At 70.3% G+C, this 17991-nt stretch carries 17 protein-coding genes and 1 pseudogene; 14 read left to right on the top strand and 4 right to left on the bottom strand.

Translation table 11 applies throughout. The annotated features are described in order from the left end of the window. Nucleotide 1 precedes the first annotated feature (1 nt). Nucleotides 2-1306 (bottom strand): MFS transporter, encoded by a 1305-nt coding sequence (locus VMD91_11440; protein ID HTW84673.1) that lies wholly within the window; start codon nt 1304-1306, stop codon nt 2-4. A 98-nt stretch (nt 1307-1404) separates the two neighbouring features. Between VMD91_11440 and VMD91_11435 the strand changes: the two genes are divergently transcribed. From VMD91_11435 to VMD91_11385, 11 genes are all read left to right on the top strand, one after another. Beyond that, nucleotides 1405-2034 carry a hypothetical protein gene (locus VMD91_11435; GenBank protein HTW84672.1) on the top strand — a complete coding sequence of 210 codons (630 nt, stop codon included), beginning with the start codon at nt 1405-1407 and terminating at the stop codon, nt 2032-2034. After that, the gene (gene murA, locus VMD91_11430; GenBank protein ID HTW84671.1) at nt 2031-3377 is read left to right on the top strand and encodes a UDP-N-acetylglucosamine 1-carboxyvinyltransferase; all 1347 of its coding nucleotides are present in this window, start codon (nt 2031-2033) and stop codon (nt 3375-3377) included. Before VMD91_11435 ends, murA begins: the two co-directional genes overlap by 4 nt. Nucleotides 3378-3490: 113 nt before the next feature. After that, entirely contained in the window at nt 3491-4522 is a 1032-nt protein-coding gene (locus VMD91_11425; GenBank protein ID HTW84670.1) for a rod shape-determining protein, read from the top strand. A gap of 38 nt (nt 4523-4560) precedes the next feature. Further along, a complete protein-coding gene (locus tag VMD91_11420; protein HTW84669.1) occupies nt 4561-5304 on the top strand; it encodes an LptA/OstA family protein in 744 nt (247 codons plus the stop codon). 5 nt (nt 5305-5309) lie between these two features. After that, nucleotides 5310-6710: a replication-associated recombination protein A gene (locus tag VMD91_11415; protein HTW84668.1), complete on the top strand. Its 1401-nt coding sequence runs from the start codon at nt 5310-5312 to the stop codon at nt 6708-6710. A 1-nt stretch (nt 6711) separates the two neighbouring features. Beyond that, complete coding sequence (locus VMD91_11410) at nt 6712-7860, top strand: cysteine desulfurase family protein (protein HTW84667.1); 1149 nt, start codon at nt 6712-6714, stop codon at nt 7858-7860. Nucleotides 7861-7920: 60 nt separating this feature from the next. After that, entirely contained in the window at nt 7921-8367 is a 447-nt protein-coding gene (locus tag VMD91_11405; protein ID HTW84666.1) for a DUF948 domain-containing protein, read from the top strand. A 28-nt stretch (nt 8368-8395) separates the two neighbouring features. Next, nucleotides 8396-8653, top strand: a complete 258-nt coding sequence (locus VMD91_11400) for a YtxH domain-containing protein (protein HTW84665.1) — start codon at nt 8396-8398, stop codon at nt 8651-8653. An 8-nt stretch (nt 8654-8661) separates the two neighbouring features. Beyond that, complete coding sequence (locus VMD91_11395; protein HTW84664.1) at nt 8662-9006, top strand: STAS domain-containing protein; 345 nt, start codon at nt 8662-8664, stop codon at nt 9004-9006. Continuing rightward, on the top strand, nt 9003-9443 hold the full coding sequence (locus tag VMD91_11390; protein ID HTW84663.1) for an ATP-binding protein: 441 nt from the start codon (nt 9003-9005) through the stop codon (nt 9441-9443). The genes VMD91_11395 and VMD91_11390 overlap by 4 nt, the downstream gene beginning before the upstream one ends. Before the next feature lie 3 nt (nt 9444-9446). Further along, nucleotides 9447-10274 carry a SigB/SigF/SigG family RNA polymerase sigma factor gene (locus tag VMD91_11385; GenBank protein HTW84662.1) on the top strand — a complete coding sequence of 276 codons (828 nt, stop codon included), beginning with the start codon at nt 9447-9449 and terminating at the stop codon, nt 10272-10274. A gap of 7 nt (nt 10275-10281) precedes the next feature. On the opposite strand, the gene VMD91_11380 is transcribed toward VMD91_11385, so the two are convergent. Then, complete coding sequence (locus VMD91_11380; GenBank protein HTW84661.1) at nt 10282-11559, bottom strand: TCR/Tet family MFS transporter; 1278 nt, start codon at nt 11557-11559, stop codon at nt 10282-10284. After that, on the bottom strand, nt 11543-12145 hold the full coding sequence (locus VMD91_11375) for a TetR/AcrR family transcriptional regulator (GenBank protein ID HTW84660.1): 603 nt from the start codon (nt 12143-12145) through the stop codon (nt 11543-11545). The genes VMD91_11380 and VMD91_11375 overlap by 17 nt, the downstream gene beginning before the upstream one ends. Nucleotides 12146-12392: 247 nt before the next feature. On the opposite strand from VMD91_11375, the gene VMD91_11370 reads away from it, so the two are divergent. The 3 genes and pseudogenes from VMD91_11370 (at nt 12393) to VMD91_11360 (ending at nt 15848) form a co-directional block, all read left to right on the top strand. Continuing rightward, nucleotides 12393-14936: a helix-turn-helix domain-containing protein gene (locus tag VMD91_11370; protein ID HTW84659.1), complete on the top strand. Its 2544-nt coding sequence runs from the start codon at nt 12393-12395 to the stop codon at nt 14934-14936. A gap of 34 nt (nt 14937-14970) precedes the next feature. After that, nucleotides 14971-15219 carry a hypothetical protein gene (locus tag VMD91_11365; protein HTW84658.1) on the top strand — a complete coding sequence of 83 codons (249 nt, stop codon included), beginning with the start codon at nt 14971-14973 and terminating at the stop codon, nt 15217-15219. Continuing rightward, nucleotides 15180-15848: pseudogene (locus tag VMD91_11360) on the top strand (SAM-dependent methyltransferase). Before VMD91_11365 ends, VMD91_11360 begins: the two are co-directional and overlap by 40 nt. Before the next feature lie 11 nt (nt 15849-15859). Here the strand turns inward: VMD91_11360 and VMD91_11355 are convergent. Next, nucleotides 15860-17929, bottom strand: coding sequence for a radical SAM protein (locus VMD91_11355; protein HTW84657.1), 2070 nt, complete (start codon nt 17927-17929; stop codon nt 15860-15862). Between the last annotated feature and the right edge of the window lie 62 nt (nt 17930-17991).

Raw genomic sequence — 17991 nt, 5'->3', positions numbered from 1 at the left:
ACTATGCGGGCTCGGGGATCGGTTCGATGCGGCCCAGCAGCCAGACGTACGAGGCGATGCCGACGATCAGGATGACGGCGGCGGTCACCAGCGCGATGCTGAACGAGCCCGTCGCCTGCACGATGAACCCGGTCGCGACCGGCGCCGCGAAGCTGCCCAGGTTGCCGAACAGGTTCATGATGCCCCCGACCTGGCCGGTCGAGTTGCGCGGCGCGATCAGGCCCGGCATCGACCACGCGACCGGCGCGTGGAACGCGATGCCGGCGGTCGCCAAGGTGATCCAGAACAGCGCGACGCGGATGTCGGTCGTGTAGGCCGCGCCGATGACGGCGAAGCCGATGATGAGTCCGGCGATCAGCACGGTCTTGCGCACGCGGTTCGCATCGTAGCCGCGCTGAATCAGATAGTCGACGAGCCAGCCGCCGACGATCAGGTCGGTCAGCGTCGCCGTTCCCCACACCAGCAGCGCGTCCAGGCCCGCGCTGATGATGTTGACCTTGAACGTCGAGGTCAGATAGCCGGGCAGCCACGTCAGCAGGAAGCCGAACAGATAGTCGTACGCGGTGAAGCCGATCGTCAGCCCCCACACCTTCGGCTGCGCCAGCAAGTATGCGAGACTGGCCGGCTTGCCGGCGGCGGTCGTCGGCGGATTCTCCGGCTCGCCGCCGCCTTCGCGAATGTACTCCGCCTCGGCGTGCGTGAGCCGCTTGTCTTCGCTCGGGTTGCGGTAGAAGACGTAGAACAGCAGGAAGAAGACGAAGCTGAGGATCGCGGTCGACCAGAACATCCCGCGCCAGCCGAACCGCACCAGCAGGTACGCGGCGAACAAGACGCCGATGCCGCTCGAGAGCTTCGCCGCGGCGTCGAACAGCGAGGTCGCCAGACCCCGCTCGCTGCGCGGGAACCAATAGCCGACGGCCTTCGCGTTGGCGGGGAAGGTCGGCGCTTCGGCGATACCCAGGAACGAGCGCGCGGCGAAGATCGAACCGAAGTTGGGCGCGATCGCGGTCAGCACCGACGCGCAGCTCCACAAGAACGCGCCGATCCGCGAGAGGTTCTTGACGCCGAACCGGTCGAGCAGATATCCGATCGGAACCTGCGCCAGCGCGTAGATCCAGAAGAATGCACCGCTGAGCAAGCCGAAGTCGGCCTTGGTCAATCCGAGGTCGGTCTGCAACGACGGCTGCGCGACGCTGAGCGCGCTGCGGTCGATGTAATTGACCAGAACGCCGAAACCGAGCAGGAGCCCGATGCCCCATCGCAGGTTGGTGACGCGCTCGGCGGGTGCGATGATGCTGCGTTGCACGGTCGTCGTTTCCCCCTTCGCAAGGTGGCGCTAGGCTTGGCCGTCTACGCCGAGAAGCCCGAAGAACCATCGGGGACGACGACGAATCCGGTCAGCGGATGAAGCGCCGCATACCGCCGTGGGTCTGGATCCTCGCAGCGTGCCTCCCGTTGGCGGTGCTGGTGCTGGTGGTGTACGCCATCGGACGTTCGGGCGTGCCCGCGCGTGCGCGCGCGCCGCACGTTGCCGACGAGACGCCCCCGTCGCCGCCGCCCGAGGCGAGCGCCGGCCCCGAACCGCCGCCGCCGGCGCCGAGCCCCGTGCCGGCGCCCCCGCCTCCGCCGAACGTGCCCTTGTTCGGACCGCCGCCGGAACGCCCGGGGACGCCGGAACCGGTCGCCGAGGAATCCGTGCCGGCCGCGTCCACCGCCGCGCCCGACCGGGTGCCGGGCTTCATCGCCGAGGCGGCCGACCCGACCGCGCAGCTGGCCCGCGGGACCGGCGCCGACGCGTTCGTCTTCGGCTTCTACGCCGACGGCAGCATCCGGTTCGCGGACGTCGACGGCGGCTGCTACGCGGGTAAGGCGGAGAGTGCGCGCGCGCGGCTGCGCGAAGTCGGCGGGACGCGGGCCTTCACCGTCCAGATCGGCGTCGGGATCGACGGCGGTTTACAGGCCACGTTCACCGGCGGACTCCACGAGGGCGAAACCCTCGCCTTGGTTCCCCTCGTCGGATGGAGTGTCGCATGAACGTGCTCGATCGTCTCGATACCACCCTGCGCGTCGTCGGCGGCGCCCGGCTCGAAGGCAGCGTCGAGGTGCAAGGCGCCAAGAACGCGGCGCTGCCGATCATGGCCGCGGCGCTGTTGGCGCGCGGGAAGGTCACCCTGCACCGCGTGCCGCGCATCACCGACGTCTCGGTGATGTGGTCGCTGCTCGAGGCGCTGGGTGCGCGGCTCTCGATGGAGCAGCGCAACACGCTGACGATCGACGCCTCGAACGTCAACAAGTTCCGCGCCCCCTACACGCTGGTCCGCAAGCTGGCCGCCTCGTTCGACTTGTGCGGGCCGCTGCTGGGGCGCTTCGGCCGCGCCGAGGTACCGCTGCCCGGCGGCTGCGTCTTGGGGACGCGCGCGACCGACTTGCACGAGCAGGCCTTCCGCGCGCTCGACGCCGAGGTCTCGGTCGCCCACGGCTACCTGATCGCCAGCGCGCGCGGCGGACGGCTGCGCGGCGGCGAGATCGAGTTCCGCATGCCGTCCGTCGGCGCGACCAAGAACGCGATGCTGGCGGCGGTCACGGCCGACGGCGACACGATCGTGCGCAACGCGGCGATGGAGCCCGAGGTCGTCGACCTGGCCAACTTCCTGATCGCGATGGGCGCCAAGATCCACGGCGCCGGCGGCGACACGCTGCGCATCACCGGCGTGCGCGAGCTGCACGGCGTCGAGTACGAGATCATCCCCGACCGCATCACGACCGGCACGCTGCTGTTGGCCGGCGCGATCACCCGCGGCGACGTCACCGTGCGTCAGACCAAGCCCGACGATCTGGCCGCGCTGCAGTTCGCGCTGGGCGAGTGCGGCGTGACCGTCACCTCGGGCGACGACTGGGTGCGCGCGCAGGGAACCAAGATCAAAGGCGGGACCGACGTCGTCACCGCGCCGCATCCTGGCTTCCCGACCGACCTGCAGCCGCAGATGCTGACCTTCCTGTGCACGACGCCCGGCGTGAGCGTCGTCGAGGAGTCGATCTTCAACGCGCGCTTCTCGTACGTCAACGAGCTGGTGCGCATGGGCGCCGACGTGCGCGTCGCGATGGACAACAACACCGCGCTGGTCAAAGGCGTGAACCAGCTCTCCGGCGCGCCGGTCGAAGCGCCCGACATCCGCGCCGGCGCCGCGCTGGTGCTGGCGGGCCTAGCCGGCTTGGGCGAGACCGAGATCATCGGTCTGGAGTACATCGACCGCGGCTACGAGCGGCTCGAGGAGATGCTCTCGTCGTTGGGCGGCCAGGTCCAGCGCGCCAGCGGCATCATCCCCTTCGCCGAGCCCGCCGGCGTCTTCGAGACCGCCGAATACCCCAGCGTCTGACGCCGAATTCGCCAGCCGCTCGCTTCCTCTAGGCGTCGCCGCTGAGGAATCCCCAGGCCGGGGCCGAAAGCCCGGAGGCCGCTTCATTGTAATCAAACGACGCCGGACCGCGTGTGTGCGGCCGGTGCAGTCCGGGAGTTCGTGTCATCGACATCGGGATCGATCTGGGTACCGCCAACGTCCTCGTCTACGTCAAGGGGAAAGGCATCGTCTTACGGGAGCCGTCCGTCGTCGCCAAAGACGTGCGCACCAACAAGACGCTCGCAGTCGGTGAGGAGGCGCGGCAGATGCTCGGCAAGACACCGAGCAACATCCAGGCCATCCGTCCGCTGCGCGACGGCGTCATCGCCGACTTCGAAGTCACCGAAGCCATGCTCGGCTACTTCATCAAGAAGGTCACGCGGCAGCGCTCCTTTCTCTCCATGCTGTTCCGTCCCAAGCCCTCGGTCGTCATCTGCGTGCCCGCCGAGATCACCTCGGTCGAAGAGCGCGCGGTGCGCGACGCCGCCAAGCTGGCCGGCGCCAAGTCGGTCGACATCATCGAAGAGCCGATGGCGGCCGCGATCGGCGCGGGTCTGCCGATCGACGGACCCTCGGGCAACATGGTCGTCGACATCGGCGGCGGCACGACCGACGTCGCGGTGATCTCGCTGGGCGGCATCGTCGTCTCGCAGTCGATCCGCGTCGCGGGCAACAAGCTCGACGAGGCGATCATCCGCCACATCCGCCGCGTCTACAACCTGATGATCGGCGAGCGCACCGCCGAGGAGATCAAGATCAAGATCGGCTCCGCCTATCGGCTCGATCAAGAGCTGGCGATGGAGATTCGCGGGCGCGATCTCATCAACGGACTGCCCAAGACGGTGAAGATCACCTCGGAAGAAGTGCGCGAAGCGCTCTCCGAGCCGGTGCAGGCGATCGTCGAAGCGGTCAAGGCCGTACTCGAGAAGACGCCGCCGGAGCTGGCCGCCGACATCATCGACCGCGGCGTCATCCTGACCGGCGGCGGAGCGCTGCTGCGCGGCCTCGACACGCTGCTCGGTGAGGTCACCGGCATTCCCGTCATCGTGGCCGAGGATCCGATGTCGTGCGTCGCGATCGGGACCGGCCAGCGGGTCGGTTTCAGCGGCAACTCGCACGGCTGACGGAACGTTTTTCGCGCATCGCCGGTACTAGTGGAATGATGCCCCCGGGCACCTCGCTCCGACGCTCAGCCTGCCTGTCGACCCTCGCACTGGTCGGCGGGCTGCTCGTGCTCGCGGCCTCGCCCGCGCCCTCGACGAAGCCGGCGCCTTCGCCCAATCCTTCACCCGCGGCGCAGAGCACGTCGGCGGGACTCGGCGACGCCGGCGCGTCGGGACTGACGACCAGCGACTACAAGATCGAGACCGACGAGACGCACTGGAACTTCAACACCGGCGAGTTCACCATGCCGCATCGGGTGAAGTTCTTCCGGCCCGGCACCGACGCGACCAGCGACAAGGCGAAGGGGAACTCGAAGCAAGGCACCGCGATCCTGACCGGCAACGTGGTCGTGCACGACAGCGGCGACGCACCCGAGGCGGGCTCGGAGCACGCTTATCACGGCAACGGTCCGGCCACGCTGACCTGCGACGAGCTGCAGATCGACTCGAAGGCGAAGCTCTACACCGCGATCGGCCACGTGCACTTCAAGCAAGGCTCGCGCAACGGCGTCGCCGACAAGGGGATCCTCGATCGCGGCACCGGGCTGCTGCACCTCGAAGGCGCGGTCGTCCTGCACGACGGCGACTCGTCGCTCTCGGCCAAGGACGTCAACTACAACCTCAACACCAAGGACGTCGACGTCACCGGCGCACCGCTGATCATCCGGCAGCCGGTACCGACGCACGCGCCTTCGGCCGCCACACCGGCGCCCAAGAAGAAAAAGAAGCACTTCCCCTTCTGAGCGTGATGCTGGGACTGTTCGACGCCGGCGAATCCGGCGGGAGGACGGTTCGTCAGCCGCTCGCGGCGCGGATGCGGCCGCGCACGCTCGACGAGTTCGTCGGCCAGGAACAGGTCGTTGGGTCGGGGCGCGCGCTGCGCCGCGCGATCGAGAGCGACCAGATTCCCTCGATGATCCTGTGGGGGCCGCCGGGGACCGGCAAGACGACCCTCGCGCAGATCATCGCGCACACCACCGGCGCGCACTTCGCCGCGCTCTCGGCCGTCAGCGCCGGCGTCGCCGACTTGCGGCGCGTCGTCGCCGACGCGCAGAAGCTGCGCGCGGCCGGCAAGCGCACCGTGCTGTTCATCGACGAGATCCACCGCTTCAACAAGGCGCAGCAAGACGCGGTGCTGCCGTACGTCGAGGACGGCACCGTCACGCTGATCGGCGCCACCACTGAGAACCCCTCGTTCGAGGTCAACTCGGCGCTGCTCTCGCGCTCGCGGGTGTTCGTGCTGCGCGCGCTGGGCGACGACGACATCCGCGCCCTGATCGAGCGCGCGCTGCACGACGAAGAGCGCGGCTTGGGCAAGCAGCACGTCGCGATCACGCCGGCCGCGCTCGACGCGCTGGTCAACCTGGCCAACGGCGACGCGCGCATCGCCCTCAACACGCTCGAGTTCGCGGCGTCGGCCCCGCCGCGCAACGCCGAGGACGTGCGCGAGATCGACGAGCAGACCGTCGCCGACGCGCTGCAGCGCCGCGCGCTCAGCTACGACAAGGGCGGCGATGCGCACTACGACACGATCAGCGCCTTCATCAAGACCGTGCGGGGCAGCGATCCCGACGCGGCCGTCTACTGGCTGATGCGCATGATCGACTCCGGCGAGGACATCGGGTTCATCGCGCGCCGGCTGGTCATCCTGGCCAGCGAGGACATCGGCTTGGCCGACCCGCAGGCGCTGGCGGTGGCCGTGGCCGCGCAGCAGGCCGCGCACTTCATCGGCTTGCCCGAGGCGAAGTTTCCGCTGGCGCAGGCGACGCTGTACCTGGCGACCGCGCCCAAGTCGAACACGGTCGGGCGCGCCTTCGGCGCCGCCGAGGCCGACGTGCAGTCTTCGCGCAACGATCCGGTTCCGCTGCACCTGCGCAACGCGCCGACCCGTTTGATGAAGCAGCTCGGTTACGGCGAAGGCTATCGCTACGCGCACGACGACTACGCCGCGATGCAGGCCGAAGGCGATCTGCCGCCGGCGATCGCGCTGCAGTCGAACCTGCCCGAGGCGCTCGAAGGCCGGCACTACTTCGATCCGGGCAGCCAAGGCGCCGAAGCGCGGCTGCGTGCCTGGATCGACGCGCGCCGGGGCAGCGCGCACGCGGCGGCCGAGGACGACCCGTTCGGCGAGGACGACGAGGAAGAGTAGCGTGACGCGCATCTATCTCGACAACGCGGCGACGACGACGGTCCGGCCGGAGGTCGTTGCGACGATGACGCCGCTGTTGGGCGGCGGCTACAACCCGAGCTCGCTGCACGCCGAAGGACGCGCCGCGCGCGCGGTCGTCGACGAGGCGCGCGCGACCGTCGCGCGCATCCTCGGCGCGGCGCCGCGCGAGATCGTGTTCACCGGCGGCGGCTCCGAGGCCGACGTGCTCGCGATCGTCGGCACCGCGCGTGCCCTGCGCGAGCGCGGCCGGCACGTGGTCACCTCGGCGATCGAGCACCACGCGGTGCTGCACGCCGTCGACGTGCTCGAGCGCGACGGCTGGACGGTCACGCGGCTGCCCGTCGACGCGCGCGGGCTGGTCGATCCGGCGGCCTTCGCGGCGGCGCTGACCGACCGGACGACGGTCGCCAGCATCATGCTCGCCAACAACGAGCTGGGCGTGATCGAGCCGATCGCGGAGTTGGCGGCGCTGGCGCGCGCGCGCGGCGTGCGCTTCCACACCGACGCCGTGCAGGCCGCGGGATGGCTGCCGCTCGACGCCGGCGCGCTGGGCGTCGACCTGCTCTCGCTCTCCGCCCACAAGTTCAACGGCCCCAAGGGCGTCGGCGTCCTGTATGTGCGCGGCGGGACGCCGGTCGAGGCGCAGATCGTGGGCGGCGGCCAAGAGCACGGCTTGCGGTCGGGGACCGAGAACGTCGCCGGCATCGCCGGTTTCGCCGCGGCGCTGGCGCTCGCCGAGGCCGAGCGGCCCGCCGTCGCCGAGCGGGTCGCCGCGCTGCGCGATCGGCTGGAAGCCGGGGTGCTGGCCACGATCCCGGACGTGCGGGTCAACGGCACCGGCGCGCCGCGGCTGCCCTCGATCCTCTCCGCGGCCTTCGCCGACGCGCCGGGCGACGCGCTCTTGATCCGGCTGGACCTCGAGGGGATCGCGGCTTCGGCCGGCAGCGCCTGCGCCGCCGGATCGCTCGAACCCAGCCACGTCGCCCTGGCGCTGGGACTCGACCCGCGCTTCCGGCTGGGGGTGATCCGGTTTTCGCTCGGTCGGACGACCACCGCCGAGGAGATCGAGACGGTGTTGGCCCGGTTGCCAGCTCTCCTAGTAGGGGTTCGGACCCCTCTTGCCGTGTAACGGGTGCCAAATGTGGGAAACGACCAACCGTGGCTCGCATGAGCACGCGGAGGAATGGTTTTGACTTCGGGGCTCGACGGCGCGTTGATTCGCGACGTCCTTGTCGGCATCGGCGTGCTGTTGGTCGGGATCGGTATCCTGGTGGTATGCCTCGCCCTGGCGCGGCTCGTCCGGCGGATGAGCGGCACGCTCGATGAGCTCGACCGTCAGATCGGCGCGCTCTCTACCCCCGTGGTCGAGACGCTCGGCCACGTCGGCGGGATCGCCGACAGCGCCGACGCCGCCGTCGCCAAGCTCGGCACGGTGGTGGGGACGCTCGAAATCGTCGCGGACGGGGTGGGCAGCACGGCCAAGCTCGCATCGGACGCCGTCGCCCCCGCCGTGGTCAACCTCGGGGCGATCTTGGCGGGCCTCACGGCCGGCCTTCGCCGCCTCGTCCTGGGCGGGCGCTCCGGTCCGCCGGCCCCGCCTGCTCACGGGGAAACGGAGTCGGCGTATCATGGCTGATCGCGGCGGTGCCGGTTTCGTGACCGGCTTGGCCATCGGCGCGCTGGCCGGCGCGACGCTCGCGATGATCCTCGCGCCGCAGACCGGCGAAGACACCCGCGACCTGATGGTCGCCAAAGCGCGCGAAGCGGGCGAGCGCGCGCGCGATGTCGCGGAAGACGCGAACGACCTGTTGGCGCGCGGCCGCAAGATCGTCGCCGACGCGCGGGCGCGCCTGGACGACGCCATCGCCGAAGGCAAGGATGCCGCCGCGCGGCAACGCAGCACCCTCGAGAACGAAAGCTAGGAGACAAGGTGGATATCAAAGTCAACGTTCGGGAGTCGGAGGGAGACGCGTACGTCGTCGACCTGACCGGCGAGATCGATGTGTACACGTCGCCGAAGGTGAAGGACGCGATCACCGAGCTGATCGACCAAGAGCACTACAACCTGGTCATCAACCTCGAGAAGGTGCGTTACATCGACTCGACCGGCTTGGGCGTGCTCATCGGCGGCCTCAAGCGCGTGCGCGAGCACGGCGGTTCGGTCAATCTGGTCTGCACCAACCCGCAGATCAAGAAGATCTTCGACATCACCGGGCTGGTCAAGATCTTCGGGATCTTCGACGACGAGCAGAGCGCCATGAAGGCGCTGGTGTGAGCCCGATCGCACAGTCCGCCGAACGCACCTCGCACGGTACCGTCGAGGTCAAGATTCCCGGTCGCGCCGAGTGGGTCGCCGTCGCGCGGCTCGCGGTCGCCGCGGTCGCCAGCCGGCTGCGGTTCTCGGTCGACGAGATCGAGGACATCAAGCTCGCCATCGCCGAGGCCTGCACGAACTCGATCCAGAGCGCGGGCGGCGTCGACGCCGGCGTGATCGAGATCGTCTGCGACGCCCTCGACGACGAGCTGCGCGTGGTCGTCCGCGACCACTCGACCGGCCACAAGCTCGAGGGAGCGCGCGCCCAAAGCTTGACCGAAGGACGGACCGAAGAGCTGGGCGTGTTCCTGATCCGAGCGCTCATGGATTCCGTGGAATACACGGCCGACAACGGGCGCGGAACGGAACTCATCATGACGAAGCGCGTTCTCGCCTAGCAGATGTCTTCATCGGCCCCACACGTCGACGAGGAGCGCTGGGACCGCAACCGGGCACGCAAAGCGTTCGCGCGGTTCGCCGAGCTCCGCGCCGACCGTAGCCTCGACAGCGGCCCCGACTCGACCGGCGTGGACGAGTTCGACCGGCTGCGCAACGAGCTCGTCGTCGCGCACCTCAACTTGGTCCGCTACCTGGCGGTCAAATTCGCCAATCGCGGCGAGGCGCTCGACGACCTGATTCAAGTCGGCACCGTCGGCTTGCTCAAAGCGATCGATCGGTTCGACCTCGAGCGCGGCGTCGAGTTCACCACCTACGCGACGCCCACCATCGTCGGCGAGATCAAGCGCTATTTCCGCGACAAGGGCTGGGCGGTCAAGGTGCCGCGCCGGCTGCAAGAGCTCAACCTGAGCGTCAACCGCGCGATCGAGAAGCTGACGGTGAAGCTCGGCCACTCGCCGACCGTCGCCGAGCTGGCCTCGCACCTGGGTGCCTCCGAGGAAGACATCCTCGAAGCGCAGGAGCTCGGGCAAGCCTACAACCTGCTCTCGCTCGACACCGAGCTCAACGGCGAGGGCGACAAGAAGTCGCAGACGCTGGCGGACTACGTCGGTCAGAACGACGCCGGGCTCGAGCTGCTCGAAGACCGCGCCAACCTCGAACGCGCCTTCCAGGTCCTGACCGGCCGCGAACGCGTGATCCTATACCTGCGGTTCTACGAGAGCGTCTCGCAGACCGAGATCGCCAAGCGCCTCAACGTCTCGCAGATGCACGTCTCCCGCCTGCAGCAAAAAGCGCTCGAGAAGCTCAAGAACTTCCTGCAAGAGAAATGACGCCGCGCTAGTCCACCAGCGGCGTCTCGGCGGGGAGTGAGGACTCGAGCGCCGCGGCGGTGTCGACGATCGCGCGCACGTCGTCGTCGGCGGTCGTCACCCGCCAGGCGATGACGAGCGAGATCAGCAGCAGGGCGCTGCCGGCGAACCAGGCGGCGCCGGGTGCTTTCCACCCGTGCGCGCCGCTGACCGAGTACGAGAAGATGCCGGCGAACAGCAGCGGTCCGACCAGCGTCCCGGCGCTGCGCAGCAGGTTGATCGCACCTTGCAGCTCGCCCTGCTCGTGCTTTTCCACCCGGCGCGTCATCAGCGCTTGCGACGCCGACGTGCCGACCGTCCAGAACATGCTGATCACGATGCCGGCCCAGAACACGATCTGGTTGCCGGCGAAGAGCGCGTAGCCGAGCGCCCCGAGGAACAGCCCGATCACGACCGCGCGGCGCTCGCCGAACCGGTTGACCACGCGCTGCACGACCAGCGCCGAGATCACGATCGTCAACACGCCGACCACCGCCAGCGAGAGCCCGATGGTGCTCTGCGTCCAGCCGTACGAATAGAGCGCGTAGAGCACGAACAGCTGCGGCAGCGCTTCGTGCGCGACGAAGCCGAACAGGTTCGCCAGCGAGAGGCCGGCCAGCTCGGCGTGGCGGCGCAGCAGCTTGAGCGAGCCGAGCGGGTTGGCGCGCGCCCACGAGAACGCGCTGCGATGTTCGGGGGCGAGCGACTCGGGCAGTACCAGCAGGCCGTAGACGAAGTTGATCAGGCTCAGCACGGCGGCGACCCAGAAGGGCAGCCGCAGACCGTGCGCGCCGAGCAGGCCGCCGATGGCGGGACCGATCACGAAGCCGGCACCGAACGCCGCCGAGAGCATGCCGTATGCGCCGGCGCGTTTGTCCTCGGGCGTGACGTCGGCGATGTAGGCGCTTGCGACGGCGATGCTGGCCGTCGTCCCGCCCGCCAGCACGCGGCTGACCAGCAGCCAGCCCAGGTTCGGCGCGACCGCGAGGATCACGTAGTCCAGGCTGGTGCCGAGATTCGAGAGCAGCACCACCGGGCGGCGGCCGACGCGATCCGAGAGCGTCCCCAAGATCGGCGATGCGAAGAACTGCACCAGCGCGAACAGCACCGAGAAGGCGCCGCTGGCGATCGACGCGCTCGTGTAGTCGCCGTGGGTGAAGCTCAACAAGAGCGGCTGGAAGACCGGGATGATGATCCCCAGCGCGATCATGTCCAGCAGGACGGTGACGAAGATGAACGTGAGGGCGGCGCTACGGCGCGTGAGCATCGTCGTTCTCCTGTGCGGGTTCGAGCGCGTGGAGCGCGGCGCTCCACAGATCGATGGCGGCGCCGACGCGCTCGGCGTCGCCGGTCGCGGCGTAGTCGAGCATGAAGCCGCGGTAACCGCCGAGCACGACGGTGGCGAAGGCGCGCGCCCGCGCCGGCTCCATGCCCTGGGCCAACAGCGGCGCGGCGAGGAACCGCAGCCAGTCCTCGACGGCGCCCTCGAGAAAGCCGGGAAAGCGCTCGGGCGCGCGCAGCGCCAGCGCGTAGGTTTCGAAGAACAGCCGCAGGGCCGGCCCGACCGCCGGGTCGCTCATGTAGGCCCAGGCCGCGCGGCAGATCGCCACCGGCGTGGTCTGCTCGCCGCCCAGCCGCGCGAACAGCGCCTGTTGCCGTTCTCGGATCCCGCGCAGCACCGCCGCGACGATCCGCTCCTTCGACCCGAAGTGGTAGAGCAGCGTGCGCGGGCTGCTCTCGACGGCCTCGGCCAGCGGGCGCAGCGAGAGATCGGCCAGCCCGTGGTCGAGGACATAGGCCGCGACCCGCTCGAGCAGCTTGGACCGGTTGGCGAGGTCGACCGTCCGGGTCATGGGCTCCGAAGGTAGCATACTTGAAACGATCGTTTCAAGTATGCGGCGCGGCGTGCGTACGACCCGGACAAACGGGTTGTCGGTGGTTCGCCCCTTCGTCCTCGCGCATCATGATGGCAACCGTTCGAGTGTGGAGGACGCCCGCATGACCATCGATCAATCGACGAGCTCCAAAGCGCTCCGATCGAAGGCGCTCTAAGTCAACGCGGTCCGGGTCGCCCCCGAAAGGCGTACGGGGCAGGCAACGGTGGGGGAAAGCCTACCTTCGTATGAGTACACGTCCCGTCGCTTCGGGTCCGCACTGGGTGTGGCGGACTCAATCGGGGGATGGGTGGTGGACGAACCCGGGCGGGCGCCGTTCGGCAGGCTCCTGCGTCAGCTCCGGCTGGCGCGGGGGCTGTCGCAGGAAGCCCTCGCGGAGCGCGCGACGCTCAGCGTGGACGCGATCAGCACGCTCGAACGCGGGAGCCGCAAGGTTCCGCAGCGTCAAACCCTCGCACTCCTGATCGAAGCGCTCGAGCTCGACGTCGAGAACCGTGCGCGTCTGGAAGCGGCGGCGACGCGGCCGACGCCGCTCACGCTGGTCACCGCGACGACGATGCCGGCCGCGCCGGCCCGGCGCCACAACCTGAACCGTCCGCTCACGCGCTTCGTCGGTCGCGAGGGGGAACGGCGCGAGCTGCGCCGGCTGATCGCGGACGGTCGCGTCGTGACCGTCGCCGGGATCGGCGGCGTCGGCAAGACGCGCGTCGCGCTCGAGCTCGGCTTCGAGCTGCTCGAACGGTACGGCGACGGCGTGTGGGTGGTCGAGCTGGCCAACGTCAGCGACGCGCGGCTGGTCGCGCAGGAGGTCGCCGCCGCGCTCGAGATCCCGGAGCAGGCCGATCGGCCGCTGCTCGACATCATCGTCGCGGGCTTGCGCGCTCGCTCGCTGCTGCTGGTGCTCGACAACTGCGAGCACGTCGTCGAGGAGGCCGCGCGCGTCACCGCCGAGATCGCGGCGCGCTGTCCGTACGTCGACGTGCTGGCGACCAGCCGCGAGCCGCTGCACGTCGACGGTGAAGTCGTCTACCGCCTGCCGCCGCTCACCGTTCCCGACGAAGGCGCCCCCGTCGGGCCGGACGACGCCCTGCGCTTCGGCGCGGTCGAGCTGTTCATCGAGCGCGCCGCCGCACACGACCCACGCTTCCAGTTGACCGAACGCAACGGCGCCGCCGTGGCGACGATCTGCAGTCGTCTCGACGGCATCCCGCTGGCGCTCGAGCTGGCGGCGGCGACGATTCCCGCTCTGGGCGTGGCGCAGGTGGCCGCGCGATTGGACGAACGACTGCGACTGCTCACCGCCGGCCGACGGAACGTTCCCCGGCAAAGGACGCTGCGTGCGCTGATGGATTGGAGCTTCGAGCTACTCACTCACGACGAGGCGACGGTGTTCTGCCGTCTCGGCGTGCTGGCCGGTTCGTGGACGCTCGAAGCGGCGATCCCGGTGTGCGGCGGCGGCGCGATCGATGCCAAGGACGTCCCCGAGCTGCTGGTCTCGCTGGTCGAGAAGTCGCTGGTCGTGGCCGAGGCCGACGACGACGGCGAAGGCCGTTTCCATCTGCTCGAGTCGGCCCGCACGTACGCGCTCTCGCGGCTGGACGAGCTGGGCGAGCGCGCCGAGGTCGGCGCGCGCCACGTCGCGATGGAGCTGGCGTTCGCGCACCGCGCGCGCACGACCAGCCGGCAGTTGCCCGAGGACGTCTGGCTGGCGCAAGTCGAGCGCGAGATCGAGCACGTCCGCGCGGCGCTGACCTGGACGCTCGGCGAGCGCGCCGACGTCGCGTCCGGCGCGCAGATCGCGGCGCTGCTCGGGCCGTTCTGGGACGCGCGGCGTTTCCAGGAAGGCGCGTACTGGCTCGGGCTGGCGCGTGCGGCCTCCGACGGCCTCTCGCCGCAGCTCGCCTCGCGCGTGCTGCTCGAGTCGGTGCGCGTGCACCTGTTCTCCGACGAGACGCTCTCGCTGGCGGAGCGCGCGCTGGCCGGCTTCCGCGACGTCGCGGACGCGACCGGCACCTACGAGACGCTCGCGTATCGCGCGCAGGCGCTGATCAACCTGGGCCGCTACGGCGATGCGCGTGAAGCGCTGCACGAAGGGATCGCGCTGGCGCGCGCGGCCTTCGACGCGATCGCGGCGGGCCGCATGCTGGCGCTGCTCGGCTTCGTGCACCTCTACACCGGCGAGCTCTCGCAGGCGCTCGAACGGTTCGCCGAAGCCGACGAAGTCACGGCGCGCACCAAGCGCGACCGCGACGCGGCACTGGTGCTGCGCGGCTTCGCCGAGGCCGCGCTGTGGGTCGACGACGCCCCGCGCGCCGTCGACCTCTCGCAACGCTCGCTGGCGCTGACCGAACGGCTGCGCGACGCGCGCCGCATCGCGACCGCGCACTACCGGCTCGCGCACGCGCTGCTCGCCGAAGGGCGTATCGCCGAGGCGCGCGTGCACGTCACGCGCGCGATCGCCGACCTGCTCGAGGCGCAGAACCCGATCGCGTTCTTGGAAGCGATCATCGTCGCGGCGGCGGTCCACGTCCGGGCGGGCGACGACCTGCGCGCGGCGCGACTGCTCGGCTTCGCGCAAGCGCGCGCCGGCGCGCTGCCGTTCCGCTCGGTGTTCCTGATTCCGCGGCTGCGCGATCGCACCCGGGCGGAGCTCATCGAGCGGCTCGGCGGAACCGATTTCGACCGACTCGCCAGCATCGGTGCGCTGTTCGACGAGGAACAAGCGGCCGAGGAGGCGGACGGGCGATAGCACCCAGCTCGCACCTGAACCGGGGAGGACGACCATGGCCGCATCCATCGCCGACTATCTGCTCGCGCTTGCGCGTGATCCCGCCGCCGCCGCCACCCATCGGAAATCCGACGCCGACGCGCGCGCGGCGATGAGCGCCGCGGGGCTCTCGGCGGCGCAGCAGGACGCGATCCTGAGCAAGGACTCCGATCGCATCAGCAAGGCGATCCAGGCGGAGTTCCCACCCAACCCGGGCGGCGGGTCATGGCCGGTGCTGATGGTCTTCATGATCGACTTGCGCTAGGCGGGCGCACCGTGGCGGGATCGTTGTGCGTCGTCGGCACCGGCATCCGGGTCGGCGCCCAGGTCACGGCGGAGACGCTGGTCGCGATCGAGCGGGCGCAGAAGGTCTTCTTTCTGTCGGCCGACTCGCTCACGCTGCACTGGCTGCGCGGGCTCAATCCGAGCGCGGAGCCCCTGCACGCGCACTACGAGGTCGGTAAGCCGCGCCGGCGCACCTACGAAGAGATCGTCGAGCACGTGCTGGGCGCCGTGCGCGACGGCCTCGACGTGTGTTTGGCGGTCTACGGCCATCCCGGCGTGTTCGCGTTCCCGACCCACGAGTCGATCCGCCGCGCGCGCGCCGAAGGCTATCCCGCCACGATGTTCGCGGCGGTGTCGGCGGAGGATTGTCTGTTCGCCGACCTGGGCGTCGATCCGGGCGACGGCGGCTGCCAGAGCTTCGAGGCGACGGACTTCCTCGTGCACCGGCGTGTCTTCGATCCACGCAGCGCGCTGATCATCTGGCAGATCGGCGTGATCGCCGAGCGCGGCATGCGCGAGGGCGGTGGTCCGTGGAACCGCGACGGGTTGGCGGTGCTGGCCGAGGTGCTCGCACCGCACTACCCGGCCGGACACGAGGTGGTCGTCTACAAGGCGGCCGTCTACGAGATCTGCGATCCCGAGATCGAGCGCGTGCCGCTGGCGCGGCTCGCCGAGGCGGCGATTCCGACCATGTCGACGCTGTACGTCCCGCCGGCGGCGCCGGCGGCCGCCGATCCGGCGATGCTGCGCCGGCTGGGGCTGACGGACGACGAGCCGGCCGTCGCGTCGTCGGCGTAACACAGGCCGCTCATCAGGCTCAGCGACCACAAGCGCGCCTCGACGTCGGCGGTCTCGAAGCGCTGCTCGAGCTGTGCGCGCGTCGTCCCCTCGCGCAAGACGCACGCCAGCTCGTAGGTGACGCGATCGACGGCGAACGACGCTCCGGCCGCGCGCCCGTCGCCGAAGGTCAGCCACCATGACGACGGCAGGGCCGGCTCGTCGAGCGGCAGCCCCGCGCGCACACGGCGGGTGAGCTCGGCGCCGTCGCGTCCGAACGCGACCGGCGCGATGGTGCGCGCCAGGCGCAGCGGCGTGCCGGCGTCGACGTGCGCGGCGCGCGGCGCGTCGTCCGGCCGCAGGCTCGCGGCCGCGCGCCCGTAGCGCACGATCTCGGCGAACGACGAACCGGCGCCGAAACGCGCCTCGAGGAACGCGACCAGCGCGGCGTCGGCCGGACCCGGATAGCCGCGCACGAAGCGGCCCACCGCGCGCACCAGCGCCGCGAACGGCATGTCGGCGGCGCGCCGGATCGCGCGCACCAGCGCGTGCCCCAGGCCGTAGAGGATGCGATACCCTTCGGTCGCGGCCAGGTGCTCCTCGCGCGGCAGACCGGCGGCGAAGTAGTGGTGGCAGACGAACGACGCCGGGTCGGCGGCGATCAGCTCTTCGTCGCCGTCGACCAGCGCGGGGAAGTTGAAGTCGCTGACGTGACCGTCGTATGCCAGCGCGTGCGCGTACTCGTGGTGCAGCGCGGTGCCGGGTTCGGGCGTGAGCAGATGCAGCTGCACCGAGAGCGCGTCGGGATAGGTCTCGATGCTCTCGCCGAGCAGCTCCAGCGTCGCGTCCGCGTCGGACGCCAGCTCGTTCGGATACCCGGTGATGAACGAGACCGTCGTGTCGAGCCCCAGCCGCAACGAGGTTTCGACGATCGGCCGGTAGAGCGCCAGGTCGAGATGCTTGCCGACCAGCGGCTGCAAGCGCGTCGAACCGGTCTCGACGCCGTAGTAGATCGCGCTGCAGCCGGCGTCGCGCATCTGCGCGAGCAGCGCGTCGTCGACGCAATCCATGCGCGCCGAGCACGTCCAGGCGTAGCCGCGGCCGGCGACCTCCTCGCAGAACGCGCGTACGCGCCGCGCGTCGACGGTGAACAGGTCGTGGGTCAGGTTGAAGCGCCGCACGCCGTAGGTCTGCGCCAGGCGGTCGAGCTCGCCGACCAGCCGCTCGGGCGACTTGAGCCGGTAGCGCCGGCCGAAGAAGCTGGCCGTCGAGCAGAACGTGCAGCCGAACGGGCAGCCGCGCCCGGCATCGACGCGCAGCGTCGTCAGCGCCAGCTCCGCGATCGGATAGACGTCATAGGCGGGGAACGGCAGCGCGTCGAGCTCGAGCAGCGGGCCGGCGCCGGCGGTGCGCGCGATCGCGCCCTCGCGCCGGTAGGTCACCCCGGGGACGTCGGCCAGGCTGCCGTTGCCGCCGAGCGCGTCGAGGACCGCGCCGATGACGGCCTCGGTCTCGTTGCGCACGATCGCGTCGAACTGCGGGTACGCGGCGAGGATCGGCTCGTCGACGATGCTGGCGTGCGGGCCGCCCAACAGGATCGGCAGCGCCGGCCGCGCCGCGCGGACGCGCGCGGCGATGCGCACCGTGCAGGCGAAGTTGCAGCCCAGCGAGGTGAAGCCCACGACGTCCGGATCGCCGGCCAGAATCCGCTCCGCCACCGCGCCGTAGAAGTGGGGCCCGAGCGCGACCTCGCCGCGCACCAGGTCGAGCTTGGGGTCGAGCAGGCGCGCGTCGTGACCCAGCTCCCGCAGCACCGCGATCAGCGAGATCAAGCCCAAGTGCGGCTGGAGCGTCGCCGTGAACCCGGTGCCCGTTTGCTCCAGCAGCACGTTGTCGACGAGAACGACCCGCACGCCCACCCCTTCCTGCGGACCAACCGGGTTTCCCGGTCGCCGTGTGGAACCCCGAGGGTCGC

The organism is Candidatus Sulfotelmatobacter sp. (assembly GCA_035504415.1).
In the GTDB taxonomy this organism is placed as follows: Bacteria; Vulcanimicrobiota; Vulcanimicrobiia; order Vulcanimicrobiales; family Vulcanimicrobiaceae; genus Vulcanimicrobium.
Note: the sequence above shows the minus strand (reverse complement) of the source record. Positions and strands in the feature narration are given on the sequence as shown.